The sequence below is a fragment of the Escherichia coli DSM 30083 = JCM 1649 = ATCC 11775 genome, assembly GCF_003697165.2.
GTDB lineage: Bacteria > Pseudomonadota > Gammaproteobacteria > Enterobacterales > Enterobacteriaceae > Escherichia > Escherichia coli.
The window spans coordinates 906481-919542 of the sequence record NZ_CP033092.2; the positions used below are offsets into that span (position 1 = coordinate 906481).

Sequence of the window (13062 nt, forward strand, 5' to 3'; positions counted from 1 at the left end):
CTCTCTCCTCTACAGGATAATATTATGGAAAACAAGTCTGCTCGTGCAAAGGTCCAGGCTTTTGGGGGCTTTTTGACTGCAATGGTCATCCCCAATATTGGTGCTTTTATTGCCTGGGGTTTTATAACGGCATTATTTATTCCCACCGGCTGGCTGCCGAATGAACATTTCGCCAAAATTGTTGGTCCGATGATTACCTATTTATTGCCCGTGATGATTGGTTCTACCGGTGGTCATCTGGTCGGCGGTAAACGCGGCGCGGTCATGGGCGGAATTGGTACGATTGGTGTGATCGTCGGCGCTGAAATCCCGATGTTCCTTGGCTCGATGATTATGGGGCCGCTCGGTGGTCTGGTGATTAAATATATCGACAAGTCGCTGGAAAAACGCATACCTGCCGGTTTTGAGATGGTTATCAATAACTTCTCATTAGGTATCGCGGGGATGCTCCTTTGTCTGCTGGGTTTTGAAGTGATCGGCCCGGCGGTGTTAATTGCTAATACTTTCGTCAAAGAGTGTATTGAGGCGCTGGTACATGCGGGTTATCTACCTTTGCTGTCAGTCATCAATGAACCGGCGAAAGTGCTTTTCCTTAATAATGCGATCGATCAGGGCGTCTATTATCCGCTGGGAATGCAACAGGCTTCGGTTAACGGTAAATCCATCTTCTTCATGGTGGCCTCCAATCCAGGTCCTGGTCTGGGGCTGCTGCTGGCGTTTACCTTGTTTGGTAAAGGGATGAGTAAACGTTCTGCGCCCGGGGCGATGATTATTCACTTCCTCGGTGGGATCCACGAACTGTATTTCCCGTATGTGCTGATGAAGCCGCTGACCATTATTGCCATGATTGCGGGCGGTATGTCTGGCACCTGGATGTTTAACTTACTGGACGGTGGTTTGGTGGCTGGCCCAAGTCCGGGGTCTATCTTTGCTTACCTGGCACTGACGCCGAAAGGCTCGTTCCTGGCGACAATTGCCGGTGTTACGGTAGGTACCCTGGTGTCCTTTGCTATCACTTCGCTGATACTGAAGATGGAAAAAACGGTGGAAACGGAGAGCGACGATGAGTTTGCTCAGTCAGCCAATGCGGTTAAGGCGATGAAACAAGAAGGTGCATTCTCGTTAAGCCGTGTTAAGCGTATTGCCTTTGTTTGCGATGCAGGGATGGGCTCCAGTGCGATGGGCGCAACCACCTTCCGTAAACGCCTGGAAAAAGCGGGGCTGGCAATAGAAGTAAAACATTACGCCATAGAAAACGTGCCTGCGGATGCGGATATCGTCGTTACTCACGCCAGTCTGGAAGGGCGCGTGAAACGTGTGACGGATAAACCACTGATATTGATTAATAACTATATTGGCGATCCAAAACTCGACACTTTATTTAATCAATTAACCGCTGAACATAAACACTGATTACAGAGGTAAAAATGAAAACCAAAGTTGCTGCTATTTATGGCAAGCGGGATGTCCGTCTGCGCGAATTTGAGCTGCCAGAAATTACCGATAATGAACTGTTAGTGAATGTAATTTCTGACAGCGTTTGTTTATCCACCTGGAAAGCGGCGTTACTCGGTAGTGAACATAAACGCGTCCCCGACGATTTAGAAAATCATCCGGTCATTACCGGGCATGAATGTGCCGGGGTTATTGTCGAAGTGGGTAAAAATCTCACTGGCAAATATAAAAAAGGCCAGCGTTTTGTATTGCAACCGGCGATGGGGTTACCAGGCGGGTATTCAGCGGGCTACAGCTACGAATATTTTGGCGGTAACGCCACCTATATGATTATTCCCGAAATCGCGATTAATTTAGGCTGTGTATTACCGTATCACGGCTCTTATTTTGCTGCGGCCTCGCTGGCGGAACCGATGTGCTGCATTATTGGCGCTTATCATGCCAATTATCACACCACGCAATATGTTTATGAGCATCGTATGGGCGTCAAACCTGGCGGCAATATTGCGCTACTGGCGTGTGCAGGCCCGATGGGAATTGGCGCTATCGATTACGCTATTAACGGCGGCATACAACCGTCGCGGGTGGTGGTAGTCGATATCGACGACAAACGGCTGGCGCAGGTGCAGATGCTGCTGCCGGTGGAACTGGCGGCCAGTAAAGGCATTGAGCTGGTGTATATGAATACCAAAGGGGTGAGCGATCCGGTCCAGACGCTGCGGGCGCTGACGGATGATGCCGGATTTGATGACGTATTTGTCTATGCAGCGGTGCCTTCAGTCGTCGAGATGGCGGATGAATTACTGGCGGAAGATGGCTGCCTGAACTTCTTTGCCGGTCCGACGGATAAAAACTTCAAAGTGCCGTTTAATTTCTACAACGTCCATTACAACAGTACGCACGTTGTCGGCACGTCCGGCGGTTCCACGGACGACATGAAAGAGGCGATTGCCCTTAGCGCCACGGGGCAGTTACAGCCGTCGTTTATGGTGACCCATATCGGTGGCCTGGATGCGGTGCCAGAAACCGTGCTCAATCTGCCGGATATCCCTGGCGGTAAAAAACTCATTTATAACGGCGTGACCATGCCGCTGACCGCCATTGCCGATTTTGCCGAAAAAGGCAAAACCGATCCGCTGTTTAAAGAGCTGGCGCGGCTGGTTGAGAAAACGCACGGCATCTGGAATGAACAGGCCGAGAAATATCTGCTGGCACAATTTGGCGTTGATATTGGGGAGGCCGCGCAATGATGTCCCTGGCGTGGCCATTATTTCGCGTTACGGAACAGGCAGCGTTGGCTGCCTGGCCGCAAACCGGCTGTGGCGACAAAAATAAAATTGATAGCCTTGCGGTCACCGCGATGCGCCAGGCATTAAACGACGTTGCTTTTCGTGGGCGAGTGGTTATCGGCGAGGGGGAACGATATCCTCTTTAGCGCTACGGGCGTGACGGGCGGCGAGTTGGTGAACGGTATCCAACAGACGGCGAATGGGGTGCGGACGCAGACATTACTGATCGGCGGCGCGGACCAAACGTGTAATATAATAGACTCCCTGCATTGATGGTGATCTATCGGAAGACCAATGGCGACGCTGACAGAAGATGATGTGCTTGAGCAACTGGATGCACAGGACAATTTATTTTCATTTATGAAAACTGCGCATTCTATTTTGCTCCAGGGGATACGCCAGTTTCTGCCGTCGCTGTTTGTCGATAACGATGAAGAGATCGTCGAATATGCAGTGAAGCCGTTACTCGCCCAAAGCGGCCCGCTTGACGATATTGATGTTGCGCTGCGTTTGATTTATGCGCTGGGGAAAATGGATAAATGGCTGTACGCCGATATCACGCATTTTTCCCAGTTTTGGCATTACCTGAACGAACAGGATGAAACGCCCGGATTTGCCGATGACATGGCCTGGGATTTTATCAGCAACGTCAATAGCATAATCCGCAATGCGAGTCTCTATGACGCGTTGAAAGCGATGAAATTCGCCGATTTCGCCGTCTGGTCAGAGGCGCGTTTTAGCGGGATGGTCAAAACGGCGCTGATGCTGGCAGTAACGACCACCTTAAAGGAATTAACGCCGTGAAAATCGAACTGACGGTGAATGGACTAAAGGTACAGGCGCAGTACTCTGATGATGAAATTGAAAATGTACATAAACCATTGCTGCGTATGCTGGCGGCCTTACAGACAGTAAATCCGCAGCGGCGTACGGTGGTTTTTCTTTGCGCTCCGCCGGGGACGGGTAAATCTACCCTAACCACCTTCTGGGAATATCTCGCGCAACAAGACCCGGAACTGCCCGCTATTCAGACGCTGCCGATGGATGGTTTTCACCATTACAATAGCTGGCTGGATGTGCATCAATTGCGACCCTTCAAAGGCGCACCAGAGACATTCAACGTTGCGAAACTGGCGGAAAATCTGTGCCGGGTTGTGGAAGGGGATTGTACGTGGCCGCAGTACGATCGACAAAAGCATGATCCTGTTGAAGATGTGTTGCACGTTACCGCACCACTCGTCATCGTCGAAGGAAACTGGTTGTTGTTGGACGACGAGAAGTGGTGCCAGCTTGCGCAATTTTGTGATTTCTCGATCTTTATCAAAGCTCCCGCATCTGCGTTGCGGGAGCGTCTGGTGGGGCGCAAGCTGGCGGGAGGGTTATCGCTGGCAGACGCAGAAGCCTTTTATGACCGTACCGACGGGCCGAATGTTCGCCGGGTGCTGGAAGAGAGTCTGCCTGCAAATTTGACCTTAATGATGACCGCTACGGGTGAATATCGTCTGATGGATTAACGTTCCTGATTACACCATCTTCCAGTCGCACCACACGAGAGAAATGACGCCGGGTAAATGCGGCGTCATGACTGATTGCTACGACGCTCGTGCCTCGCTGGCGGCACTTTTCCAGCCAGCTTTCAAACACGCTCAACCAATTTTCGTCAAAATCCCGACTCGGCTCGTCCAGTAGCAATAGTGGCGGAGAGAGTGCTTCCAGGCAGGCGACGGCGACCATCCGTCGCTGCGCACTATGCAGATCTAACGGATGCGCGCTGGCAGTGTCTGCTAACTGACAGCATTGCAGGGCAGCATTGGTATGTTGAGTGATTTCATCCGCCGGGCATTTTTGCAGTATCAAACCAAATGCGATTTCGTCAGCAACGGTGCTGTGAAAAAGCTGATTTTCCGCTTCCTGAAACAGTACGCCAATCTTTGCCGCGCGCTGGCGGTTTTTCAGGTTTTTCATCGCTTGTTGTTGCAGCATAACCGTACCGGCTGTGGGCGTAAGAAGACCTGCCATTACTCGTAACAGCGTCGATTTTCCCGCGCCATTGTCGCCGGTCAGCGCCAGCCATTCACCTTGTTTGAGTTGCAGAGAAATGTCGCAAAGACAATCCGTAGCCGCGCCAGGCCAGCGATAAGATATCTGATTTAACGTTAACATAGTGGCTGGAGCGCTCCGTTTTGCAATTGCCACGCTTGCTGGCAGTGGTTCAGGAAAGGTGTGTGATGACGTTCAAAAAGAATAATCAGCGAACCACGTTCAAGCGCCCAGTGTTGTAAGCGCTGCAACAGCATTTCGCGGGCCTGCGGCGTCAGGCGGCTAAAGGCTTCATCAAGAATTAAGAGCTTTGGCTGCATCGCGATGGCGCAGGCGATGACCACACGCTGTGTCTCTCCACCGGAGAGTGTTGCCGGGTGACGATGGCGCAACGGCTGGCACTCGGTCAGGGCCAGGGCGGCGTCAATCCGCGCCATAATCTCTTTTTCAGCAAGACACAGATTTTCTGGCCCAAAGGCAACTTCTTCTTCCACGCTAAAGGTACAGCCGGAGAGCTGCAAATAGGGCGATTGCTGGACGAGCTGGATGGTGGCGGATTGTTCATTAAGCGGGAGACGCCCAATGGGCGTACCGAGAAGCGTCCCCGTGCCGGTTATCTCTCCTGGTAGAAAGTCCGGATACCAGCCCGCCATCAGCTGCGCCAGCGTACTTTTGCCACTGCCGTTGTCACCAAAGATGGCGACCATCCCCGGTTTGACATAGTGAAAGTCATAACAGAACGGAGGATGCGTTGAGTGTGTCGGGCAATAGCGAAACTGTTCTAACGTAACCATATCCACGCTCCGAATTCAGCCAGCATTAGCAATATCATGGCGTAACGTGCTACGCGTTGTAGGGTGCTATCGGCTGGTGCCCATAACGTAGTGCGCCTATTGTTGATTCGAAATGCCCGCATATCCAGTGCCGCACCACGGACAGCAAGATCGTTTAGCGCATTGTGTGTTAGCGGAATAATTAACGCGGGCATCGCACGTAAACGCTGATACCAGCCCTCATCCAGCGGCACGCCGCGGGCGCGCTGCGCTTCATGAATAATCGCCAATTGCCGTTTTAACTGCTCAACGACCAATAACGGCCCGGCAAACAGATAAGCGACGCCCGGCGGCAGGCGAGAAGCAAACAAAGCGCGGATAAAACGTTGCACGGGGACGTACTGCATCCACAACTGTGAGGTTGAAACAATCGCCAGAATCCGCAACCAGAGCGTAATAGCATGCGCCCACCGTTCTGGAGAGCGTGGCGTGCCGCTTAGCCATTCTGTCAGCCAGCCACCGTGCACCAGCCACAGTCCAGCCCCCAGCGAGAACATCAGCCAGACGACATATTTTGCCCGCCGCCGCGTGGCCTTTAGCGCAATAAGGCAGAAAAAGGTCGCCGCGCTATAGACTGGCAATATTGTCTGTGTGGGCAGGATAAGCGTGGTGCAGGCCGCCAGCGCCCACAGCGTTAAGGATGTAAACGGATGCATTTAGCGCACGGCAGCCATTGCCGGAAAATGGCGCGTGGTGCGAATCGGCAGCTGACGCAGTAAAAGCCAGACAATCACCGCTGTGAGAATTTTATCGACCAGGTTCGCGCCTATCACCGTAATCGCCACCGACTCCACCAGGTTTTGCCCCATCGAGTGCATCCAGGCAACGAACAAATCGGCTCCGCTTCCTGTCACGCCGCCGAACAGCGCAGTACGCAGCGGTACAGCGACGACCGTTACCGCAAGCGTAATAATCACGCCGCTAACAACGACTTTTGGCAGGGTGCGAAACCAACCCGCTCGCGCCAGCCAACCGGCGACCAGGCCGATGACCATCGCGACGGGCGCAAATGCGGCGGCGATCGGGTCGGTCAGCAATCCCCAGAGTAAATTGGTCAGTAAACCGGTCAGCATCCCGATCACCGGACCAAGCAGTACCGCGCTAATAAGTGTGCCGATGGAGTCGAGAAAAATAGGTAATTTAACCATGCTGGCCAGTTGTCCGCCGATCATATTGATGGCGATAGAGATAACGATCAACACCAGTGCCTGACTGGAAAAGTGGCGACGCGCCATAAGAAAACCTCTCTGAAAATAGTTATTTAACGGGGGAAATATGCAACTCGTCGTAACCAGAAAGCGCGCAAAGCTGGCGGCTAAACGCCAGTTCCTCCAGGCAGCCGATCACCAGTTCAAGCGTGGTCCGCACGGTACAGCCGGGCATCATATGACCGCCAAGCATCGTGCCGTGTGGATCGGAAACGCAGAGATGAAGATGTTCACCACTCTGTTCCAGCGTGCCGTTCAATGCGATGACTTCGAACTTACCGCTTAGCAGGGCAGTGTTTTCTTGCCCGGCATAGCGTAAGGCGACGTCAGTCAGACTGCCGGTACAACCTGCAATCCACGCGGCGTGAAGTTGTTGTTGCTGCGCGAAGGCGCGTAATTGGGAGAGAACTTCCTGCCCGGGGAGCAGGCGCAGCGCGTAAAAGCGTGCGGAGGAAGAATATGGGTAGGGCAATGTCATCATTGGAGTACTCCGAAACTCGGACGTATTGCGGATAATATCGACGCTGCATCAGTCATATTCTGATATAAGTCAGGGTTTGTGACGGCACAACGAAAAGATTTTGCTACGCTTATTCGTGATTCTGCAAAGTGGAATAAATTCCACAGGGGCGGGGCTGAAAACGTGACGTAAGTCAGATAATTGTCTTCTTTGACTGGACAATCATTCCTTTTATTCCACGTTTCGCTTATCCTAGCTGAAGCGTTTCAGTCGATTAAATGTTCGACAATTAACCAATCAGTCGCAGTTTGCGACAGGTAAGGTTTCCCCGAACGATTTGCTGGATTACTCTGTCTGGCAAATTTGCTCAGGGAAAACCTTGCAGGAGATCTATGACCGTACGCGTAGCGATAAATGGCTTCGGTCGCATCGGGCGTAATGTGGTTCGTGCTTTGTATGAATCCGGACGCCGTGCGGAAATTACCGTGGTGGCAATCAACGAACTGGCGGATGCTGCGGGCATGGCGCATTTGTTGAAATATGACACCAGCCATGGCCGTTTTGCATGGGAAGTACGACAGGAACGCGATCAACTTTTTGTTGGTGATGACGCCATCCGTGTATTGCATGAACGTTCACTGCAATCGCTCCCCTGGCGTGAACTTGGCGTTGATGTAGTCCTCGACTGCACCGGCGTATATGGCTCCCGCGAGCATGGTGAAGCACACATTGCCGCCGGGGCTAAAAAAGTGCTCTTTTCACATCCTGGCAGTAACGATCTCGACACGACCGTTGTTTATGGCGTCAATCAGGATCAACTTCGTGCGGAACACCGCATCGTTTCTAACGCTTCCTGTACCACGAATTGCATAATTCCCGTCATCAAATTGTTAGATGATGCGTACGGTATTGAGTCCGGCACTGTGACCACAATTCACTCCGCCATGCACGATCAACAGGTTATTGATGCATACCATCCTGACCTGCGTCGCACTCGGGCAGCCAGTCAGTCGATCATTCCGGTCGATACTAAACTGGCCGCCGGTATCACACGATTTTTTCCGCAATTTAACGATCGCTTTGAAGCGATTGCGGTACGTGTGCCAACCATAAATGTGACGGCAATCGATTTAAGCGTGACGGTGAAGAAACCTGTAAAAGCCAATGAAGTCAACCTGTTGCTGCAAAAAGCAGCACAAGGTGCATTTCATGGTATAGTTGACTATGCGGAATTGCCGTTGGTCTCTGTAGATTTTAACCACGATCCGCACAGTGCCATTGTCGATGGCACCCAAACCCGGGTCAGTGGCGCACACCTGATCAAAACGTTGGTCTGGTGCGATAACGAATGGGGCTTTGCTAACCGAATGCTCGACACGACGTTAGCTATGGCTACTGTTGCTTTCAGGTAAGACGCAAGCAGCGTCTGCAAAACTTTTAGAATCAACGAGAGGATTCACCATGTCTGTAATTAAGATGACCGATCTGGATCTTGCTGGGAAACGTGTATTTATCCGTGCGGATCTGAACGTACCAGTAAAAGACGGGAAAGTAACCAGCGACGCGCGTATCCGTGCTTCTCTGCCGACCATCGAACTTGCCCTGAAACAAGGCGCAAAAGTGATGGTAACTTCCCACCTGGGTCGTCCTACCGAAGGCGAGTACAACGAAGAATTCTCTCTGCTGCCGGTTGTTAACTACCTGAAAGACAAACTGTCTAACCCGGTTCGTCTGGTTAAAGATTACCTCGACGGCGTTGACGTTGCTGAAGGTGAACTGGTTGTTCTGGAAAACGTTCGCTTCAACAAAGGCGAGAAGAAAGATGACGAAACTCTGTCCAAAAAATACGCTGCACTGTGTGACGTGTTCGTAATGGACGCATTCGGTACTGCTCACCGCGCGCAGGCTTCTACTCACGGTATCGGTAAATTCGCTGACGTTGCGTGCGCAGGCCCGCTGCTGGCAGCTGAACTGGACGCGCTGGGTAAAGCACTGAAAGAACCTGCTCGCCCGATGGTGGCTATCGTTGGTGGTTCTAAAGTATCTACCAAACTGACCGTTCTGGACTCCCTGTCTAAAATCGCTGACCAGCTGATCGTTGGCGGTGGTATCGCTAACACCTTTATCGCGGCACAAGGCCACGATGTGGGTAAATCCCTGTACGAAGCTGACCTGGTTGACGAAGCTAAACGTCTGCTGACCACCTGCAACATCCCGGTTCCGTCTGATGTTCGCGTAGCAACCGAGTTCTCTGAAACTGCACCGGCTACCCTGAAATCTGTTAACGATGTGAAAGCTGACGAGCAGATCCTGGATATCGGTGATGCTTCCGCTCAGGAACTGGCTGAAATCCTGAAGAATGCGAAAACCATTCTGTGGAACGGTCCGGTTGGCGTGTTCGAATTCCCGAACTTCCGCAAAGGTACTGAAATCGTGGCTAACGCTATCGCAGACAGCGAAGCGTTCTCCATCGCTGGCGGCGGCGACACTCTGGCAGCAATCGACCTGTTCGGCATTGCTGACAAAATCTCCTACATCTCCACTGGCGGCGGCGCATTCCTCGAATTCGTAGAAGGTAAAGTACTGCCTGCAGTAGCGATGCTCGAAGAGCGCGCTAAGAAGTAAAAAATCACAGGGCAGGGAAACCTGCCCTTGTTTCAGCGCGCTTTTAGAGCACGCACTTTTTCATACTCTAAATAATTCGAGTTGCAGGAAGGCGACAAGAGAGTGAATCCCCAGGAGCTTACATAAGTAAGTGATTGGGGTGAGCGAACGTAGACGCAGCACATGCAACTTGAAGTATGACGAGTATAAGGCCCGACGATACAGGACAAGAGACATGTCTAAGATTTTTGATTTCGTAAAACCTGGCGTAATCACTGGTGATGACGTACAGAAAGTTTTCCAGGTAGCAAAAGAAAACAACTTCGCACTGCCAGCAGTAAACTGCGTCGGTACTGACTCCATCAACGCCGTACTGGAAACCGCAGCTAAAGTTAAAGCGCCGGTTATCGTTCAGTTCTCCAACGGTGGTGCTTCTTTTATCGCTGGTAAAGGCGTGAAATCTGACGTTCCGCAGGGCGCTGCTATCCTGGGTGCGATCTCTGGTGCGCATCACGTTCACCAGATGGCTGAACACTACGGTGTTCCGGTGATCCTGCACACCGACCACTGCGCGAAAAAACTGCTGCCGTGGATCGACGGTCTGCTGGACGCGGGTGAAAAACACTTCGCTGCTACCGGTAAGCCGCTGTTCTCTTCTCACATGATTGACCTGTCTGAAGAATCTCTGCAAGAGAACATTGAAATCTGCTCTAAATACCTGGAGCGCATGTCCAAAATCGGCATGACTCTGGAAATCGAACTGGGTTGCACCGGTGGTGAAGAAGACGGCGTGGACAACAGCCACATGGACGCTTCTGCACTGTACACCCAGCCGGAAGACGTTGATTACGCATACACCGAGCTGAGCAAAATCAGCCCGCGTTTCACCATCGCTGCGTCCTTCGGTAACGTACACGGTGTTTACAAGCCGGGTAACGTGGTTCTGACTCCGACCATCCTGCGCGACTCTCAGGAATATGTTTCTAAGAAACACAACCTGCCGCACAACAGCCTGAACTTCGTCTTCCACGGTGGTTCCGGTTCTACTGCTCAGGAAATCAAAGATTCCGTAAGCTACGGCGTAGTGAAAATGAACATCGATACCGATACCCAATGGGCAACCTGGGAAGGTGTTCTGAACTACTACAAAGAAAACGAAGCTTACCTGCAAGGCCAGCTGGGCAACCCGAAAGGCGAAGATCAGCCGAACAAGAAATACTACGATCCGCGCGTATGGCTGCGTGCCGGTCAGACTTCGATGATCGCTCGTCTGGAAAAAGCATTCCAGGAACTGAACGCGATCGACGTTCTGTAAGATATTCCTTTCTGCTTATCTCAAGGCCCGCTCTGCGGGTCTTTTTTTCGCCAAAAGCAAGGTGATACAGATGAGAAATCTGTGATCTATTTGGCAAAATTATGCTTTATTGTTTACCCTTGTCAGACTGCCCGTCATAAGGCGGCGGAGTGTATTTCTCCATTTTGAGTCAGTTGAAAAGGAATATTGAATGGAAGATTTGAATGTTGTCGATAGCATAAACGGCGCGGGAAGCTGGCTGGTGGCTAACCAGGCGCTGCTGCTAAGTTATGCAGTAAACATCGTGGCGGCACTCGCGATCATCATCGTTGGTTTGATTATCGCGCGGATGATTTCCAACGCGGTGAATCGCCTGATGATCTCCCGTAAAATCGATGCCACTGTTGCTGATTTTCTTTCTGCATTAGTCCGTTACGGAATTATCGCCTTTACGCTAATCGCTGCACTGGGGCGCGTGGGCGTACAAACAGCGTCAGTCATTGCTGTACTCGGTGCCGCAGGCTTAGCTGTTGGTCTGGCTTTGCAGGGGTCACTGTCTAACCTGGCCGCTGGCGTGTTACTTGTCATGTTCCGCCCGTTCCGTGCCGGAGAATATGTTGACCTCGGCGGCGTAGCCGGTACTGTGCTGAGTGTGCAGATTTTCTCCACCACCATGCGTACTGCAGACGGTAAAATTATCGTTATTCCGAACGGTAAAATTATTGCCGGGAATATTATTAACTTCTCCCGCGAGCCAGCTCGCCGTAACGAATTTATTATTGGCGTGGCGTATGATTCCGATATCGATCAGGTTAAGCAGATCCTGACCGATATTATCCAGTCTGAAGATCGCATTTTGAAAGATCGCGAAATGACTGTGCGTCTGAACGAACTTGGCGCATCGTCGATTAATTTCGTGGTCCGCGTCTGGAGCAACAGCGGCGATCTGCAAAACGTGTACTGGGATGTGCTGGAGCGTATTAAACGTGAATTTGATGCCGCCGGTATCAGCTTCCCGTACCCGCAAATGGATGTGAACTTTAAGCGGGTGAAAGAAGACAAAGCTGCGTAATCAACGCTGAGGCCAGATAATACTCTCTGGCCTCTCTCTTATTAGTTTTTCTGATTGCCAATTAATATTATCAATTTCCGCTAATAACAATCCCGCGATATAGTCTCTGCATCAGATACTTAATTCGGAATATCCAACGTGTTTTCTTATTACTTTCAAGGTCTTGCACTTGGGGCGGCTATGATCCTACCGCTCGGTCCACAAAATGCTTTTGTGATGAATCAGGGCATTCGTCGTCAGTACCACATTATGATTGCCTTACTTTGTGCTATCAGCGATTTGGTCCTGATTTGTGCGGGGATTTTTGGTGGCAGCGCGTTATTGATGCAGTCGCCGTGGTTGCTGGCGCTGACCTGGGGCGGCGTAGCCTTCTTGCTGTGGTATGGTTTTGGCGCTTTTAAAACAGCAATGAGCAGTAACATTGAGTTAGCCAGTGCCGAAGTCCTGAAACAAGGCAGATGGAAAATTATCGCCACCATGTTGGCAGTGACCTGGCTGAATCCGCATGTTTACCTGGATACTTTTGTTGTGCTGGGCAGCCTTGGCGGGCAACTTGATGTGGAACCAAAACGTTGGTTTGCGCTCGGAACAATTAGCGCCTCTTTCCTGTGGTTCTTTGGTCTGGCTATTCTCGCAGCCTGGCTGGCACCGCGCCTGCGCACGGCAAAATCACAGCGCATTATCAATCTGGTAGTGGGATGTGTTATGTGGTTTATTGCCTTGCAGCTGGCGAGAGACGGTATTGCTCATGCACAAGCCTTGTTCAGTTAGGCGCTATCTGATGGAAAAATAAAACAGAGGCGCTAA

15 protein-coding genes and 1 pseudogene are annotated in these 13062 nt (G+C 51.4%); 11 read left to right on the forward strand and 5 right to left on the reverse strand.

The features are described from left to right. The first annotated feature begins 24 nt into the window (after positions 1–24). From cmtA to EAS44_RS05265, 6 genes and pseudogenes are all read left to right on the forward strand, one after another. Positions 25–1413, forward strand: a complete 1389-nt coding sequence (gene cmtA / locus EAS44_RS05245) for a PTS mannitol transporter subunit IICB (protein ID WP_000428783.1) — start codon at positions 25–27, stop codon at positions 1411–1413. A 14-nt stretch (positions 1414–1427) separates the two neighbouring features. Further along, entirely contained in the window at positions 1428–2705 is a 1278-nt protein-coding gene (yggP, locus tag EAS44_RS05250) for a zinc-binding dehydrogenase (protein ID WP_000853190.1), read from the forward strand. Then, a pseudogene (locus EAS44_RS25840) lies at positions 2702–2875 on the forward strand (fructose-bisphosphatase class II); the annotation flags it as partial. The gene yggP and the pseudogene EAS44_RS25840, both read left to right, overlap by 4 nt. A gap of 43 nt (positions 2876–2918) precedes the next feature. Further along, a complete protein-coding gene (locus EAS44_RS25845; protein ID WP_250146959.1) occupies positions 2919–3017 on the forward strand; it encodes a hypothetical protein in 99 nt (32 codons plus the stop codon). Positions 3018–3038: 21 nt separating this feature from the next. Further along, positions 3039–3548 (forward strand): fumarase E, encoded by a 510-nt coding sequence (gene fumE / locus EAS44_RS05260; protein ID WP_000224127.1) that lies wholly within the window; start codon positions 3039–3041, stop codon positions 3546–3548. Next, on the forward strand, positions 3545–4258 hold the full coding sequence (locus EAS44_RS05265; protein WP_000687745.1) for a nucleoside/nucleotide kinase family protein: 714 nt from the start codon (positions 3545–3547) through the stop codon (positions 4256–4258). The genes fumE and EAS44_RS05265 overlap by 4 nt, the downstream gene beginning before the upstream one ends. Here EAS44_RS05265 and EAS44_RS05270 read toward each other — a convergent pair. From EAS44_RS05270 to EAS44_RS05290, 5 genes are read right to left on the reverse strand one after another with little or no spacing between them, the layout of a single operon-like run. Then, positions 4230–4907 (reverse strand): ABC transporter ATP-binding protein, encoded by a 678-nt coding sequence (locus tag EAS44_RS05270; RefSeq protein WP_000956879.1) that lies wholly within the window; start codon positions 4905–4907, stop codon positions 4230–4232. The genes EAS44_RS05265 and EAS44_RS05270 overlap by 29 nt on opposite strands. Continuing rightward, positions 4901–5578, reverse strand: a complete 678-nt coding sequence (locus tag EAS44_RS05275) for an ABC transporter ATP-binding protein (RefSeq protein WP_000256973.1) — start codon at positions 5576–5578, stop codon at positions 4901–4903. Before EAS44_RS05275 ends, EAS44_RS05270 begins: the two co-directional genes overlap by 7 nt. Then, positions 5566–6273, reverse strand: coding sequence for an energy-coupling factor transporter transmembrane component T (locus EAS44_RS05280; protein WP_000553240.1), 708 nt, complete (start codon positions 6271–6273; stop codon positions 5566–5568). Before EAS44_RS05280 ends, EAS44_RS05275 begins: the two co-directional genes overlap by 13 nt. Further along, positions 6274–6852, reverse strand: a complete 579-nt coding sequence (locus EAS44_RS05285; RefSeq protein WP_000113903.1) for an ECF transporter S component — start codon at positions 6850–6852, stop codon at positions 6274–6276. It abuts the gene before it with no gap. 22 nt (positions 6853–6874) lie between these two features. Beyond that, positions 6875–7306, reverse strand: coding sequence for a PPC domain-containing DNA-binding protein (locus EAS44_RS05290; RefSeq protein ID WP_000988707.1), 432 nt, complete (start codon positions 7304–7306; stop codon positions 6875–6877). Between the two features lie 371 nt (positions 7307–7677). Here EAS44_RS05290 and epd point away from each other — a divergent pair, with 371 nt between their 5' ends. The 5 genes from epd to argO all read left to right on the forward strand — a co-directional run bounded on the left by epd (position 7678) and on the right by argO (position 13026). Further along, positions 7678–8697 (forward strand): erythrose-4-phosphate dehydrogenase, encoded by a 1020-nt coding sequence (gene epd / locus EAS44_RS05295; RefSeq protein WP_000218482.1) that lies wholly within the window; start codon positions 7678–7680, stop codon positions 8695–8697. A gap of 49 nt (positions 8698–8746) precedes the next feature. After that, entirely contained in the window at positions 8747–9910 is a 1164-nt protein-coding gene (gene pgk / locus EAS44_RS05300; RefSeq protein WP_000111269.1) for a phosphoglycerate kinase, read from the forward strand. A 214-nt stretch (positions 9911–10124) separates the two neighbouring features. Continuing rightward, entirely contained in the window at positions 10125–11204 is a 1080-nt protein-coding gene (fbaA, locus tag EAS44_RS05305) for a class II fructose-bisphosphate aldolase (RefSeq protein ID WP_000034375.1), read from the forward strand. A 190-nt stretch (positions 11205–11394) separates the two neighbouring features. Then, a complete protein-coding gene (gene mscS / locus EAS44_RS05310) occupies positions 11395–12255 on the forward strand; it encodes a small-conductance mechanosensitive channel MscS (protein ID WP_000389811.1) in 861 nt (286 codons plus the stop codon). Positions 12256–12393: 138 nt separating this feature from the next. Next, on the forward strand, positions 12394–13026 hold the full coding sequence (argO, locus tag EAS44_RS05315) for an arginine exporter ArgO (protein ID WP_000493343.1): 633 nt from the start codon (positions 12394–12396) through the stop codon (positions 13024–13026). Positions 13027–13062: the final 36 nt, after the last annotated feature.

Bases quoted from the DNA above. Each gene is read 5' to 3' on its own strand.
- fumE (WP_000224127.1), top strand. From the start codon at position 3,039: ATGGCGACGCTGACAGAAGATGATGTGCTTGAGCAACTGGATGCACAG.
- EAS44_RS05285 (WP_000113903.1), bottom strand. From the start codon at position 6,852: ATGGCGCGTCGCCACTTTTCCAGTCAGGCACTGGTGTTGATCGTTATC.
- pgk (WP_000111269.1), top strand. From the start codon at position 8,747: ATGTCTGTAATTAAGATGACCGATCTGGATCTTGCTGGGAAACGTGTA.
- epd (WP_000218482.1), top strand. From the start codon at position 7,678: ATGACCGTACGCGTAGCGATAAATGGCTTCGGTCGCATCGGGCGTAAT.
- EAS44_RS05290 (WP_000988707.1), bottom strand. From the start codon at position 7,306: ATGATGACATTGCCCTACCCATATTCTTCCTCCGCACGCTTTTACGCG.
- mscS (WP_000389811.1), top strand. From the start codon at position 11,395: ATGGAAGATTTGAATGTTGTCGATAGCATAAACGGCGCGGGAAGCTGG.
- yggP (WP_000853190.1), top strand. From the start codon at position 1,428: ATGAAAACCAAAGTTGCTGCTATTTATGGCAAGCGGGATGTCCGTCTG.
- cmtA (WP_000428783.1), top strand. From the start codon at position 25: ATGGAAAACAAGTCTGCTCGTGCAAAGGTCCAGGCTTTTGGGGGCTTT.
- EAS44_RS05270 (WP_000956879.1), bottom strand. From the start codon at position 4,907: ATGTTAACGTTAAATCAGATATCTTATCGCTGGCCTGGCGCGGCTACG.
- EAS44_RS05280 (WP_000553240.1), bottom strand. From the start codon at position 6,273: ATGCATCCGTTTACATCCTTAACGCTGTGGGCGCTGGCGGCCTGCACC.
- fbaA (WP_000034375.1), top strand. From the start codon at position 10,125: ATGTCTAAGATTTTTGATTTCGTAAAACCTGGCGTAATCACTGGTGAT.
- EAS44_RS05275 (WP_000256973.1), bottom strand. From the start codon at position 5,578: ATGGTTACGTTAGAACAGTTTCGCTATTGCCCGACACACTCAACGCAT.